Origin of the sequence: Streptomyces sp. NBC_01210 (assembly GCF_036010325.1) — a bacterium.
Lineage (GTDB): Bacteria > Actinomycetota > Actinomycetes > Streptomycetales > Streptomycetaceae > Streptomyces.
Genome location: NZ_CP108549.1, coordinates 1,563,587 through 1,576,821 on the forward strand (window position 1 = coordinate 1,563,587; position 13,235 = coordinate 1,576,821).

At 69.7% G+C, this 13,235-nt stretch carries 12 protein-coding genes; 3 read left to right on the forward strand and 9 right to left on the reverse strand.

From position 1 onward, the window contains the following. Positions 1–59: 59 nt before the first annotated feature. Positions 60–1,754, reverse strand: a complete 1,695-nt coding sequence (locus OG735_RS06925) for a flavin monoamine oxidase family protein (protein WP_327322245.1) — start codon at positions 1,752–1,754, stop codon at positions 60–62. Between the two features lie 50 nt (positions 1,755–1,804). Continuing rightward, positions 1,805–2,602: a carbon-nitrogen hydrolase family protein gene (locus OG735_RS06930; RefSeq protein WP_327322246.1), complete on the reverse strand. Its 798-nt coding sequence runs from the start codon at positions 2,600–2,602 to the stop codon at positions 1,805–1,807. Positions 2,603–2,890: 288 nt separating this feature from the next. Here OG735_RS06930 and OG735_RS06935 point away from each other — a divergent pair, with 288 nt between their 5' ends. Then, complete coding sequence (locus tag OG735_RS06935) at positions 2,891–3,445, forward strand: Repetin (protein ID WP_327322247.1); 555 nt, start codon at positions 2,891–2,893, stop codon at positions 3,443–3,445. Positions 3,446–3,449: 4 nt separating this feature from the next. Here the strand turns inward: OG735_RS06935 and OG735_RS06940 are convergent, their stop codons facing one another. From OG735_RS06940 to OG735_RS06960, 5 genes are all read right to left on the reverse strand, one after another. Continuing rightward, on the reverse strand, positions 3,450–3,905 hold the full coding sequence (locus tag OG735_RS06940) for an Lrp/AsnC family transcriptional regulator (RefSeq protein ID WP_327322248.1): 456 nt from the start codon (positions 3,903–3,905) through the stop codon (positions 3,450–3,452). A gap of 10 nt (positions 3,906–3,915) precedes the next feature. After that, positions 3,916–5,382, reverse strand: a complete 1,467-nt coding sequence (locus tag OG735_RS06945) for an amino acid permease (protein WP_327322249.1) — start codon at positions 5,380–5,382, stop codon at positions 3,916–3,918. 244 nt (positions 5,383–5,626) lie between these two features. Beyond that, positions 5,627–5,995 (reverse strand): DUF742 domain-containing protein, encoded by a 369-nt coding sequence (locus tag OG735_RS06950; protein WP_327322250.1) that lies wholly within the window; start codon positions 5,993–5,995, stop codon positions 5,627–5,629. Between the two features lie 3 nt (positions 5,996–5,998). Next, positions 5,999–6,424, reverse strand: coding sequence for a roadblock/LC7 domain-containing protein (locus OG735_RS06955; RefSeq protein ID WP_385308518.1), 426 nt, complete (start codon positions 6,422–6,424; stop codon positions 5,999–6,001). Beyond that, entirely contained in the window at positions 6,414–8,780 is a 2,367-nt protein-coding gene (locus tag OG735_RS06960; protein WP_327322252.1) for a sensor histidine kinase, read from the reverse strand. The genes OG735_RS06955 and OG735_RS06960 overlap by 11 nt, the downstream gene beginning before the upstream one ends. A gap of 274 nt (positions 8,781–9,054) precedes the next feature. Here OG735_RS06960 and OG735_RS06965 point away from each other — a divergent pair, with 274 nt between their 5' ends. Together OG735_RS06965 and OG735_RS06970 are read left to right on the forward strand one after the other, a co-directional pair. Continuing rightward, complete coding sequence (locus OG735_RS06965) at positions 9,055–10,068, forward strand: GDSL-type esterase/lipase family protein (RefSeq protein ID WP_327322253.1); 1,014 nt, start codon at positions 9,055–9,057, stop codon at positions 10,066–10,068. A 43-nt stretch (positions 10,069–10,111) separates the two neighbouring features. Next, positions 10,112–10,510, forward strand: a complete 399-nt coding sequence (locus tag OG735_RS06970; protein WP_327322254.1) for an ATP-binding protein — start codon at positions 10,112–10,114, stop codon at positions 10,508–10,510. 212 nt (positions 10,511–10,722) lie between these two features. Here the strand turns inward: OG735_RS06970 and OG735_RS06975 are convergent, their stop codons facing one another. Next, complete coding sequence (locus tag OG735_RS06975; protein WP_442812387.1) at positions 10,723–11,598, reverse strand: RNA polymerase sigma factor SigF; 876 nt, start codon at positions 11,596–11,598, stop codon at positions 10,723–10,725. Between the two features lie 142 nt (positions 11,599–11,740). Then, positions 11,741–13,207: a GuaB1 family IMP dehydrogenase-related protein gene (locus OG735_RS06980; protein WP_327322255.1), complete on the reverse strand. Its 1,467-nt coding sequence runs from the start codon at positions 13,205–13,207 to the stop codon at positions 11,741–11,743. Positions 13,208–13,235 lie beyond the last annotated feature (28 nt).

Consider the following 13,235-nt stretch of genomic DNA (forward strand, 5'->3'; position numbering starts at 1 on the left):
TGATCGGTTGATCACCGTCCGAGGCCGGCCGGATCGCGGCCGGCCCCGGACGGCTGGTCTCAGTCCTCCGGCAGTTCGACCGGAGCGATTTCGTCGTAGAGGTCGCCGGGGCCCGGGTTGGACGCGTCCGTCGACCCGCCGAGCTGGTGCATCACGCCCCACACCGCGTTCAGCGCGGTCTGCACGGCGCCCTCGGCCCAGCCCGCCGTCCAGGAGATGTCGTCGCCCGCGAGGAAGATGCCGCGCTTGTCCTCGGGCAGCCGGTCCTGCATGAAGTGCGTGAACAGACGGCGCTGGTAGCGGTAGTGGCCGGGCAGGTTCGCCTTGAACGCGCCCATGAAGTACGGCTCGTTCTCCCAGGACACGGTGACCGGGTTGCCGATGATGTGGCTGCGGATGTCGACGTTCGGGTAGATCTCGCCGAGCGACTTGAGCATGACCTCCATCCGCTCGTTCGCGGACAGCGGCAGCCACTTGAGGCTGTCGTCGCACCAGGTGTACGAGAGACAGATGACGGCCGGCTTGTCGGGACCGTTGTCCAGCAGATACGTGCCACGCGTCATCCGGTCGGTCAGCGTCATCGACATGACGTCCCGGCCGGTCTGCTCGTCCTTGTCCAGCCAGAAGGGCCGGTCGACCGGGACGAAGAGCTTGGACGACTCCATGTAGTGCGTCCGCTCCATCGCCGTCCAGTGGTCGATGGGGAAGAGCGAGTCGTCACAGGCGATCTTGGAGAGCAGCATCCAGGACTGCGCGGTGAAGACGGCCGCCTGGTAAGTGCGGATGTCGCCGGAGGCGTCGGTGACGGTGATCCGGTTGCCCGCGGTGCGGTGCAGCCGGGTCACGGCCGGCTTCGGCTCGCCGTCGTGCAGCGAGGACAGCGAGGTGCCCTGTGCCCAGTGCACGATCTTCTCCGGCTCGCGTTCCCAGAGCCGCAGCGGCAGCTGCTGGCTGCCCTCGACGATGCCGCGGTGGTGGTCGTCGGCCTCGGAGTAGACGACGCGCAGGATCTCCAGAATGGAGTTGGGGAAGTCGGTGTCCCAGCCGCCGGTGCCGAAGCCGACCTGGCCGAAGATCTCGCGGTGCCGGAAGGACTTGAAGGCCTCGGACTCGCAGAGGAAGCCGTAGAACGTCTGGTTGTCGAGCTTCTCCACCAGCTTCGCCCAGATCTCGCGGATGCGCGGCACATCGCGCTCGCGCATGGCGCGGTTCATGTCGGAGAAGTCGGCGCCCTCTTCGAGGCAGGCGTTCCAGGCGTCCATCACATCGCGATAGACCTGCGGCAGGTCGTCGATGGTCTCCGCGTAGTGCGACTCGCCCTTGAGGTCGACGACGGTCGACGGGGTGACGGGGGCGAGCGGGTTGGGGAAGGACTGCGTGGTCAGGCCGACCAGGTCGATGTAGTGCTGCAGCGCGGTGGAGGAGGGCGGGAAGCGCATGGCGCCCATCTCGGCGCTCAGCTCGTCATCGCAGCCGTCGAAGCCGACGGTGCGCAGTCGGCCGCCGATCTGGTCAGCCTCGTAGACGACGGGCTTGAGGCCCATCTTCATCAGCTCGTACGCGGCGACGATGCCGGAGAGGCCGCCGCCGATGACCGCGACCTCGGTGCCGTGCTCGGTCGCCGGTATCTGGCCCAGGCCGGCCGGGTGGGCGAGGAAGTCGTCGTACGCGTACGGAAAGTCCGGACCGAACATGGTGATCGGCGGCTGCTCGTCGGTGTGCTGGACAGCAGTGGTGGGCACCGTGGACGTCATGGGGTACGGACTCCTTGCGGGGAAAGCGTGAGCGGCAAGCGGGAAGGGGTTCAGACCAGGGAGGTGTACAGGCCGGGGCGGCGGTCGCGCAGATACGGATTGGTCTCACGCGAGGCGCTCAGCAGACCGGGGTCCACCTCGCCGATGACGAGCTCCTCGCCGCGGCCCGCACGGGTCCTCACGGCGCCGTCGGGGCTCGCGAGGCAGCTGAGTCCGACGAACTCGAACTCGCCCTCCGGTCCGGTCCTGTTGACGTACGCGATGTACATCTGGCTCTCGAAGGCCCGCACCGGGACGAGGGACTCGGCGACGAACTGGAAGGGGTGCATCTGGGCGGTGGGCACCAGCAGCAGATCGGTGCCGGCGAGAGCATGCGCCCGGACGTTCTCCGGGAACTCCACGTCGTAGCAGATCAGCATGCCGATCCGGATCCCGCCGAGTTCCGCCTGGACGACCGGCTGCTCGCCCGGAGTGAACCACTGCTGCTCGAAGCAGCCGAAGAGATGGGTCTTGCGGTAGTTCGCAAGGCTTTCGCCGCCGGGGCCGATCAGCTGCGCGGAGTTGAAGATCCGCTCGCCGTCCCGCTCGGGGTATCCGTACATCACCGCGATGCCGTGGCGCGCGGCGATCTCCGCGACGGACCGGGCGCCGGGGCCGTCGGCGGGCTCGGCCAGCACCGGGACCTGGTCACCGATCGCGTACCCGGTCAGAAACATCTCGGGGCAGATCAGCAGCCGGGCGCCGGTGGCAGCGGCATTGCTCGCGGCATCGTCGAGCACCTTGAGGTTCTCGGCGACGGAGCCCGGTATGCCGGAACTCTGGAGCAGTGCGGTGCGCAGCGGGGGCATGAGCAACCTCGGGGCGATGTATGCGGGGTGAAGAAGACGTTAAAACGGTACGGTCCGGACTCCCGCCCGGACAAGGCGGGACCGTTGCGCGTCGCTGGTCGATCCATTGCGCGATGTGTACCCGCGGCGGTGATTCGTTGCGTGCGCCGGGATCAGACCACGGTCGGAGAGGAACGGGGCTCTCCCCCGCCGGGCGGCGGAGCACCGGTGCAGCCTCTGGCTCGATGTGCCGGGGAGCCGCCGCCGGAAGAGTGGTGGGCGTTGGATCACCTGCCGAAAGGGCCTGTCATGAGCCGCATCGCTCACCGTCGTACGAAGATCGCCGCCATCGGGGCGGCGCTGCTGATCACTGCCGGAGCCGCGGGCTCCGCCGTCGCCTCGGGGGATGGCGACGGCGGGACCCGCGAGGCAGCCGTACTCACCGGCTCCGCGAAGCTGTACCGGTCGCTCGGCGACGACATCACCTTCACCTTCGACGCACATCTGGCGGCGAAGGACAACGACGACCCGACGAAGGCGACCGGCACCTTTCGCTTCAGCCACTACCTGAACGGCAAGGGCGCCTTCGCCGAGGCCAGGGTCGACTGCCTGTTGACCGGCGGCAAGGTGGCCGTGGTGAGCGGTGTCATCACCAAGTCCGACCTGAAGGGCGCGAAGGGCAAGCGGGTCGGCATCACGGTCCACGACCTGGGCAGGAACGACCGGCTCGGCTACAGCTGGGCCGCCACGGGCAGTCCCGTGGAGACTGAGGACCTGCCCAAGTGCGTGGGCTCGGCGCCGTTCGAGAAGGTCAAGGCCGGGACGGGCGACTTCAAGGTACAGCCCTGGCACCCCAAGCTCTGACGGCTCAGGCGGGCGCGCCCGACGAGAACCGCCGCAGCAGCGGGGAGAGCACCAGCACCGACTTGGTGCGCACCACGAACGGCTCGCCCGCGATCCGCTCGAGCACCCGCTCGAAGTGGCGCATGTCGGAGGCGAATACCTGGACGATCGCGTCCGCCTCACCGGTGACGGTGGAGGCGGACACGACCTCTGGGTAGCGCTCCATGCCCCGGCGGATGGCGTCGGGCGAGGTGTTGTGGCGGCAGTAGATCTCGACGTAGCCCTCGGTCTCCCAGCCGAGCGCCGCCGGGTCCACCCGAACGGTGAATCCGGTGATGGCCCCTTCGGCGCGCAGCCGGTCGACCCGCCGCTTGACGGCGGGCGCGGAGAGGCCGACCTCGGAGCCGATGTCCGCGTAGGAGCGGCGGGCGTCCTCGGCGAGGGCGTGGACGATGCGTTCGTCGAGATCGTTCAGTCGCACTGCGGGTGGATCACTTCTCTGCTGTGGCAAGTCGGGAGCGGCGCATGCCGTATCCGAAGTAGAACACGAGGCCGACGATCATCCAGCCACCGAAGACCATCCAGGTGGTGCCCGGCATCGTGTACATCAGGTAGCCGCAGAAGATGAAGCCGAGGATCGGGGTGACCGGGAACAGCATCACCGTGAACGTGCGGTTCATGTCGGGGCGCTTGTAGCGCAGGATCACCACGGCGACGTTGACCAGCGCAAAGGCGAAGAGCGTGCCGATGCTGGTGGCATTGGCCAGCTCGCCCAGCGGGATGAAGGCCGCAAGGGCCCCGCAGAAGAGCGAGACGATGACGGTGTTGGCGCGCGGGGCACCCGTACGCGGGTTCACCTTGGCGAACAGCTTGGGAACCAGGCCGTCGCGGGACATCGCGAACAGGATGCGGGTCTGGCCGTAGAGCACCGCGAAGACCACGGAGGCGATGGCGACGACCGCGCCCGCGGCGAGCACCACACCCCAGACGCTCTGGCCCGTGACGTCCTTCATGATCTGGGCCAGGGCGGCCTCGGTGCCCTCGAAGTCCTGCCACGGCATGGCGCCGACGGCGACGAGCGCAACCAGGCAGTAGAGCACGGTGACGATCAGCAGCGACAGCATGATCGCGCGCGGGAGGTCCCGCTTGGGGTTCTTGGCCTCTTCGCCGGCGGTGGAGGCCGCGTCGAAGCCGATGTACGAGAAGAAGAGGCTGGCCGCGGCGGCGCTGATCCCGGTCACGCCGAGCGGGGCGAGCGGGGTGTAGTTACCGGCCTTGATGCCCATGAAGCCGATGCCGATGAAGAGCAGCAGCGTCACGATCTTCACGCCGACCATGATCGTGTTGACCCGGGCGCTCTCCTTGGCGCCGCCCATCAGGAAAGACATGGCGAGCAGCACGACGACCAGCGCCGGCAGGTTGATCAAGCCGCCCTCGCCCAACGGGGCGGAGATCGCTTCGGGGATGGTCACCCCGATCGTGCCGTCGAGCAACTCGTTGAGATATTCCCCCCAGCCGACGGCCACGGCCGCGACCGAGACTCCGTACTCCAGGATCAGACACCAGCCGCAGATCCAGGCGACGATCTCGCCCATGGTGGCGTACGAGTACGAGTACGAGGAGCCGGAAACCGGGATGGACCCGGCCAGCTCGGCATAGGAGAGGGCCGAGAACAGCGCGGTCAGACCGGCGATGACGAACGAGATCGCGACGGCCGGGCCGGCCAGCGGCGTGGCCTCGCCGAGCACGACGAAGATGCCGGTGCCGAGCGTCGCACCGATGCTGATCATGGTCAGTTGCCACATCGTGAGCGAGCGACGCAGCGAGCCTCCCTCGCCCTGGCCGCCTTCGGCGACCAGCTGCTCGACGGGCTTGCGCCGCATCAGCCGGGCGCCCAGGCCCTGGCTCCGGGCGGGGGACGGCGCGGTCGCGGGTGGGGCTTCGCCGTGGTCAAGCACTCCGGGGCTCCTTCATGGCTGCGGGTCGGCGGCGGGGTGACCGGCGGCCCGCGGGCATGGCGGAGAAGCCCGCGCATGAGGGGAGGAACCGCCGAGCAGACGGTCACCGCCACTCCTGGTACGGGGAGTGAGCCTACGAGGCTCTCGCTCATGCCCGTAATGCAGGGTTGTTGCGCATCTGCGAACGATCATTGCGCGATGACGGACGGCACGGGGAAACATTGCGCACCGGTGAACGAATGCCTCACAGCTCCCGAAGGCGGTCGACGATTTCGCGCAGCAGCTCCGGGTCGTTCAGACCCTCGTGGCTGACCGGCGCGGAGACCCGGATCAGTCCGGCCTCGACCAGGTCGGCCAGCAGGACGCGTACGACGGTGAGGGGCAGATCCGCGTCGGCGGCGATCTCGGCAACCGGGCGCGGCTCGCGGCGCACCAGCTCGAGCAGCGAGCTGCGGGCATGGTCGAGCCGCGGCTCGGATCCGGTCGGGTCCACGGCCGTGACCTGCGACATCAGATCGATGCTGTGCTCGGCGGCGGGACGGGTCCGGCCGCCGGTCGCGGTGTACGGCCGCACCAGAGGGCCGGTCTCGTCCTCGTACCAGTGGTCGCTCACGGTTTAGGTGTCGGTGGCCTCGGGGGCCGAGCGCGTGGGGACGGCCATATGTCGGCCCACCCGCCTGACCAGCAGCGACATTTCGTGGGCCAGCTGTCCGACGTCGGTCTCGGGGTCGGAGAGCACCGCAAGACGGCTGCCGTCGCCGGCGGGAGTGATGAAGAGGAAGGCGTGGTCGAGCATCACCATCGTCTGCCGCACGGACCCGGCCTCGAAGCGGTCGCCGGCCTCCTTGGCGAGGCTGTGGAAGCCCGCGCAGACGGCGGAGAGATGTTCGATGTCCTTCCTGGCCATGCCTTTGGAGGCGCTGCTGACCAGACCGTCCGCGGTCAGCAGCACCGCCTGGAGTACATGGTCGGTCCTGGCCAGTAGATCGTCGAGCAGCCAGCCGAGGCCCGCCGGGTCCCCCGTGGGTTCGTCAGCCATCATCGTCCGTCCCTTCATCGGTCGTACGGGAGCGCGGCTCGGCCCCCGGCGACGCGGGTCCTGCGGGATCGCCCTTGCGGCCGCGGTCGAGACCGCGCTGGAAGGCTCCGAAGATCGAGCGCATCTCTTCCGGGGACACCTCACGGTCGGGGTCCTCGGCCGCTGCGGAGGGTGCGTCGCGCAGCGGGGCGGCGAGCGATGCCTGCCGCACCCGGGTCGGCAGTCCGAGCAGCGGCGGGCCGGGCTCGGGCGGCTGCGCGGCGGGCTGCGCCTGCGGCTCCTCCTTGGCGCGGTCGTGTGCCGGCTGCACGACCTCCAGCGCCCGGGGGGCGGCCGTCGGCAGGGCCCGGACCGGGGCGGGCTGCGGCCTGCCCACCGGCTCCTTGGTCGCCTGGGCGGGCGGGCCCGGTTCCTTGCCCTGGGCGGGCGGGACCGGCTCGACGGGGGCGAGGATCGGGTGGGGCAGCAGCACTACGGCCGTGGTGCCGCCGTACGGCGAGCGGGTGAGGGTGACCCCGATACCGTGCCGCTCGGCGAGCCGGCCGACGACGTACAGGCCGAGGCGCTCGTCCTGTGCCGGGTCGAAGTCGCGGGGCCTCGCCAGCGTCTGGTGCGCCTGGTCCAGTTCGTCCGCGTCCATACCGAGGCCGCGGTCGTCGATCTCCAGCACGAATCCGTTGCGGGCCTGGCCGGTGCGCATGGTGACCTGGGTGTGCGGCGGGGAGAACACGGCGGCGTTCTCGACAAGCTCGGCGACGAGGTGCACCACGTCGGCGACCGCCTCCGCGCTGATGCCCACGGCCGGCATCGGCGGCACCACGACCCGGGTGTAGTCCTCGATCTCGCCGACCGCGGCAGCCACGATGTCCACCACGGGTACCGGCTTGCGCCAGCGTCGTCCCGGTGTGGCGCCGGAGAGGATGATGAGCCCCTCCGCATGGCGTCGCATCCGGGTCGTCAGATGGTCGATCCGGAACAGGTCCTCGAGCGTGTCCGGGTCGGTGGTGCGGCGTTCCAGAGTGTCGACAAGCTTCGACTGCCGGTGCACCAGCGCCTGGTTGCGGCGGGCGATGTTGAGCAGTACGGCGAAGACGCCGCGGCGCAGGGTCGCCTGTTTGACGGCGGCCTCGACGGCCGCCAGCCGGGCGGTGTTGAGTGCCCGGCCGACCTGACCGATCTCGTCAGGACCCTTCTCCTCGTCGCCGAAGTCCAGCGGCGGTGCGGCAGCGGCCGCATCCACCTCCTCGCCCGCGCCGAGCCGTTCCATCACATCGGGCAGCTGCTGAGTGGCGAGCACGTCGGCGGCGTCGCGCAGCTCCTCCAGGCGGCGCGAGATGCGCCGGCCGCTGGCGACCGAGAACCAGATCGACAGGCCGACCGCGATCAGTCCGAGCAGACCCACGACCGCGGCCTTGACCATCTCCCGGTAGGCGAAAGCCCGGCCGCGGTCGGCGGTGTTCAGCGCCGAATCGGTGCACAGCAGCATGTACCGCTTGACCGCGCGGTCCGTCGTGGTCCGCCAGGAGTCGGCGGCCATGGCCCTGCCGGCATCGGACGCGCCGGCCCGCAGCAGAGCGTCCTCACCGGCCGTCAGCGCCCGGTACTCGTCGCTCGCCTCGAAGTCCGTGAACAGCTTCCTGGAGTCGCCCGGGAGGTCGGGGACGTACGTACGGTGAAAGACCCGCCGGTCCTCGATGGTGGCGGTGAGCGCGTCGTACTGGCCGTCGGTCAGACTGCCCGCGGCACGCGCCCCGGCGACCAGAGCGTCCTCACGGGAGACGAACTCCCGCACGCGCACCAGCTCGACGACGACCTGCGCCTCGCGGGCGAGCTGGCCGGCCTGCAGGGCGGTGAGCGTGGACTGCACGTCGAAAGTCGGCTGCACGAGGACGGTGTACGCGTCGACGGCGTCGTCCCAGGAGATCGTCCGGGCCAGCACCCGCTCACGCAGGTCCTCCAGGCCGTCGACGGCGCCCGCCATCGCGTCGAGGGACTGGCGCTGGCGTTCGGAGAGGTCCGCACGCCGCTCCCGGTCGCCGATCGCGTCACGCATGGCGCCGACGGCCCGGTCGGTCGAACGCTGCTGCGCGGTCAGGGCCGAGACTGCGGCCGAGCCGTCCTTCCGCCCCGCTCCCAGATACGCGGCGGTGAGCCTGCGTTCGATCTGGATCTGCCCCACAGCGGTGTCGACCGGGGTGCCGAAGTCCTCGTACACACTCTGGACCCGGATCAGAGCCCTGAGGTCGCCGGTGACCGAGACCATGGCGAAGGTCCACAGCCCCATCAGAGCGATGACGGGTATGACCGTCAGGGTCACGATCCGGCCGCGGATCGTGGGGCGGCGGAATCGCCGGCGCATGGTCTCCCCAGAGCACATAGAACAACGGATCGGGGGCAACTGATCGGCAGTGGTTACCCCCCGGTAAGCGCAGTCAAGCTACGCGATTTGGCATGCGCAACGCAATGTTCCTGCAGGTAACGGCGGGGACGCCGGAGCGGTCCGATGCCGGACTCGATGGACACCTCGTCGTGTCTGCCGCATGGTGCCGCACCGGAGTGGACAGCGTTGGACTGCACAGCGTTGGACCGCACAGTGATCGTGCGGTTTCCGCACCCGACCTTGGGAGGCCCGCGTGACCTGGCTCGAACCCGGCCCCTTTCTGCGAGGCGTGGCCTGGCTGGACCGTGGGCGCGCGGTGCGCGCGGACCCGGCCGATCTTGCCCGGCTGGCGTGGGACGCCGGCGAGCGGGCCGCACTGCCCATCGGCGTACGGCTGGAGTTCACGGCAGACGGCGCGGACGCGGTCGAGATCCGCTACCGCGCCACCGTGCCGGGTCCGACCGACGCGCTGCGGGATCTCGCGCACTGCTTCGCGCTCTGGCAGGGCGGCGACTGTGTGTCCGAGACCTTCACCGACCCCGCCGAGGAGGCGGTCGTCACGATCAGCCTGCCCGGCGGCACCAGTGGCCCCTTCACCGTCCATCCGCCCGAGGCCCAGTCCCCTGTGATCCTTGGAGTACGAGCGATCGGTGGCACGGTCGCGCCCGCCGCGCCACGCCCGCGCTGGCTCGTCCACGGCGACTCCATCACCGAGGGCTGGTGGTCCACCCGCCCCGCTCACTCCTGGCCCGCGGTCGCCGGCCGCACCCTCGGCCTGGACACGGTCAACCTCGGATACGCGGGCGCGGCCCGGGGCGAACTGGCCACGGCGCAGCAGCTGGCGGCAGCGCCCGCCGATGTGATCACCCTCGCCTTCGGCACCAACTGCTGGACCGGCATCCCCTGTTCGGTCCCGCTGCTGTACGAGACGACGCGCGCGTTCATCGAGCTCGTACGCCAGGGACACCCGGACATCCCGCTCCTGCTGGTCTCCCCCGTACTGCGCCCCGACGCCGAGCAGACCCCGAACCCGCTCGGCGCCACTCTCGCCGAGCTGCGTACGGCAATGGAGGAGGCCGTCCGCGACCGCATCGGCGACGGGTCCGGCGACCGGCGGCTCGCGCTGCTGCCAGGACGCGATCTGCTCGGTCCCGGGCAGCTGGCCGACGGGGTGCACCCCAATGACGAGGGCCATGCCGTGCTGGCCGCAGCGGTCGCCGACGCGCTCCGGGCGGCGTTCCCGTCAACCCGGCCGTCCGGTAGTTAAGAAACATGGGCTGAAGAGCGACATCTGGGGTATGCGAGCGGTGATGAACGCACAGCCGCATGTGGTGATCGAGGATTCGCCACACAGAGACAGCTCGGGAGCCCGCCGCGCGACCGCGGACTTCCTGCTGCATTACTGCCCCTGGGCCGACGGGGACGCAGTGCTGCTCGTCGTCTCCGAGCTGGTCGCCAACGCGCTGCGGCACACCGCCGGCTGGTGGCGGCTGCATCTGACAGCGGGGCAGGACACGCTGGTGGTGGAGATGGACGACTCCAGCCCGCTGCCTCCCGTACCGCGCGAGCCCGACTTCACCGGGGGCGGCGGATTCGGCTGGCACATGGTGCTCCAGCTCGCGGGCCGGGTGGAGGTCCGCCCGCTGCCGTACGGCAAGCGGGTGCAGGCGACCTGGATGCGGCCGGCGTCGGCTCAGTCCAGCTGCTGATCCCGCCGCCGGCCCAGCAGAGACCACGCTGCTGATTCCCGGACCCGGAGCACATGGACCTGGAGCACATGGACCTGGAGCACATGGACCTGGAGCACGCGGACTGGAGCACGCGGAATCGCGCACGCCGAAGACAGCAGGCGAAAGCGGCGTCCCGGTGGTCGGGACGCCGCTTCTCCCCTGGGGGGAATGGTGCTGCGTGGGGTGGAGTCTCACTCCACCCCAAGCAGGCCCTCACGAAGCCGTGAGGTGATGCGCGTCAGCAGCCTGGACACATGCATCTGGGAAACGCCCAGTTCCGCACCGATCTCCGACTGGGTCATCTCCTCGCCGAAGCGCATCTGCAGGATCCTCTTGTCGCGGTCGTCGAGTTCCTCGATGAGGGGCTTGAGCGCCTGGACGTTCTCCGCGATCTCCAGATCGGCGTCGGGCGCGCCGAGCCGGTCGGACAGTGGCGTCGACGCGTGGTCGGACGCGTCGTCCATGGGCATGTCGATCGAGCCGGCCGTGTAGCCGTTGCTGGCGACCACGCCTTCGATGATCTCTTCCTCGTCGAGCCCGAGGCGCACGGCCAGTTCGGCGGTGCTCGGCGCGCGGTCGAGCTGCTGGGAGAGTTCGTCGGTGGCCTTCGCCAGATCGATCCGCAACTCCTGCAGCCGGCGCGGCACATGCACGGCCCAGCTCGTGTCGCGGAAGAACCGCTTGATCTCACCGACGATGTACGGGACGGCGAAGGTCGCGAACTCCACCTCACGGCTCAGCTCGAACCGGTCGATCGCCTTGATCAGGCCGATGGTGCCGACCTGGACGATGTCCTCCATCTGCTCCGCGCGGTTACGGAACCGGCCGGCCGCGTACCTGACGAGCGCCAGGTTGAGTTCGATGAGTGTGTTCCGTACGTATTGATGCTCGTGCGTGCCCTCCTCCAGCGAGGCGAGCCGAACGAAGAAGAGCCTCGAGATCTCACGTGCGTCCTTGGGTGCCACCTCCCCCGGGTTCGCCACGTCCGGAAGATCCAGCTCCGCCATGTTCGGGCGCTGTGTTCCAGGCTGCGTGCGTTCGGCCGGGACCGTGCTCGCCGTGGACACTTGGTCCTCCCCTGCTCCGTGGTCAGTGCAGAGCGCGTATACCCCGGCTTGCTCCACACATGCCTGGGGAAAGCGAGTTGATGCCAAAACACCGTGTCCGGCCCGCGCGGCGAGCGCACGGGCCGGACACGGATGGAAGTTGCTAGTTCCAGCTGGCGTGCAGGGGCTGGCCCTCGGCATAGCCGGCGGCGCTCTGAATGCCGACAATCGCCTTCTCGGCGAACTCCTCGAGCGAGCCGGCGCCGGCGTAGGTGCAGGAGGAGCGGACGCCCGCGATGATCGAGTCGATCAGGTCCTCTACACCGGGCCGGGTCGGGTCGAGGAACATTCGCGAGGTGGAGATGCCCTCCTCGAACAGTCCCTTGCGGGCCCGGTCGTACGCCGACTCCTCGCTCGTACGGTTACGGACGGCGCGGGCGGACGCCATGCCGAAGGACTCCTTGTACAGACGCCCGTCGGCGGCCTGCTGGAGGTCGCCCGGCGACTCGTACGTACCGGCGAACCAGGAGCCGACCATGACATTGGACGCGCCGGCGGCGAGCGCCATGGCGACGTCGCGCGGGTGGCGCACACCGCCGTCGGCCCAGACGTGCTTGCCGAACTTCTTCGCCTCGGCGGCGCACTCCAGCACGGCCGAGAACTGCGGCCGGCCCACGCCGGTCATCATGCGGGTGGTGCACATGGCGCCGGGGCCCACACCGACCTTGATGATGTCCGCGCCTGCCTCGATGAGGTCGCGTACACCCTCGGCGGCGACGATGTTGCCCGCGACGATCGGCACCTGCGGGTCGAGCGCCCGGACCGCCTTGATCGCGGTGATCATCGACTCCTGGTGGCCGTGCGCGGTGTCGACGACGAGCGTGTCGACGCCCGCGTCGAGGAGCTGCTTGGCCTTGCCCGCCACATCGCCGTTGATGCCGACAGCGGCGGCGATGCGCAGCTTGCCGTCCTTGTCGACGGCGGGGCTGTAGAGGGTCGCGCGCAGCGCGCCCTTGCGGGTGAGGATGCCGGCCAGCCGGCCGTCCTTGTCCACGGCAGGGGCGTAGCGACGGTTGGCGGCGTCGAGCTTGTTGAAGGCGTCGCGCGGGTCGATGTCCGCGTCGAGCAGCAGCAGGTCCCTGGACATGATCTCGGACAGCTGTGTGAAGCGGTCCACGCCGGACAGGTCGGCGTCGGTGACGACGCCGATCGGCCGGTGGTCCGCGTCGACGACGACGCCCGCGTCATGAGCGCGCTTCGGCAGCAGGGACAGCGCGTCGGCGACGGTCTGGCCGGGGGCGAGCACGATCGGGGTGTCGAGCACGAGGTGGCGCGTCTTGACCCAGGAGATGACGTCGGTGACGACGTCGATAGGGATGTCCTGGGGGATGACGACGAGGCCACCGCGGCGGGCGAGCGTCTCTGCCATACGGCGGCCCGCGATGGCGGTCATGTTCGCGACGACCAGCGGGATGGTCGTGCCGGTGCCGTCGGGAGCGGAGAGGTCGACGGCCTGGCGGGAGCCGACGGCGGAGCGGCTCGGCACCATGAAAACGTCGTCGTACGTGAGGTCGTACGGCACTGAAGGACATAGGTCAGCCTGGCCGGTCCGCTGGTTAAGGAAACGCATGTCTTCCAGGATACGGGCTGCTCAAACC

Coding starts and splice junctions, on each gene's coding strand:
- OG735_RS06930 (WP_327322246.1), bottom strand. CDS start 2,602: ATGCCCCCGCTGCGCACCGCACTGCTCCAGAGTTCCGGCATACCGGGC.
- OG735_RS06980 (WP_327322255.1), bottom strand. CDS start 13,207: ATGCGTTTCCTTAACCAGCGGACCGGCCAGGCTGACCTATGTCCTTCA.
- OG735_RS06960 (WP_327322252.1), bottom strand. CDS start 8,780: ATGCGCCGGCGATTCCGCCGCCCCACGATCCGCGGCCGGATCGTGACC.
- OG735_RS06935 (WP_327322247.1), top strand. CDS start 2,891: ATGAGCCGCATCGCTCACCGTCGTACGAAGATCGCCGCCATCGGGGCG.
- OG735_RS06970 (WP_327322254.1), top strand. CDS start 10,112: ATGAACGCACAGCCGCATGTGGTGATCGAGGATTCGCCACACAGAGAC.
- OG735_RS06955 (WP_385308518.1), bottom strand. CDS start 6,424: ATGATGGCTGACGAACCCACGGGGGACCCGGCGGGCCTCGGCTGGCTG.
- OG735_RS06925 (WP_327322245.1), bottom strand. CDS start 1,754: ATGACGTCCACGGTGCCCACCACTGCTGTCCAGCACACCGACGAGCAG.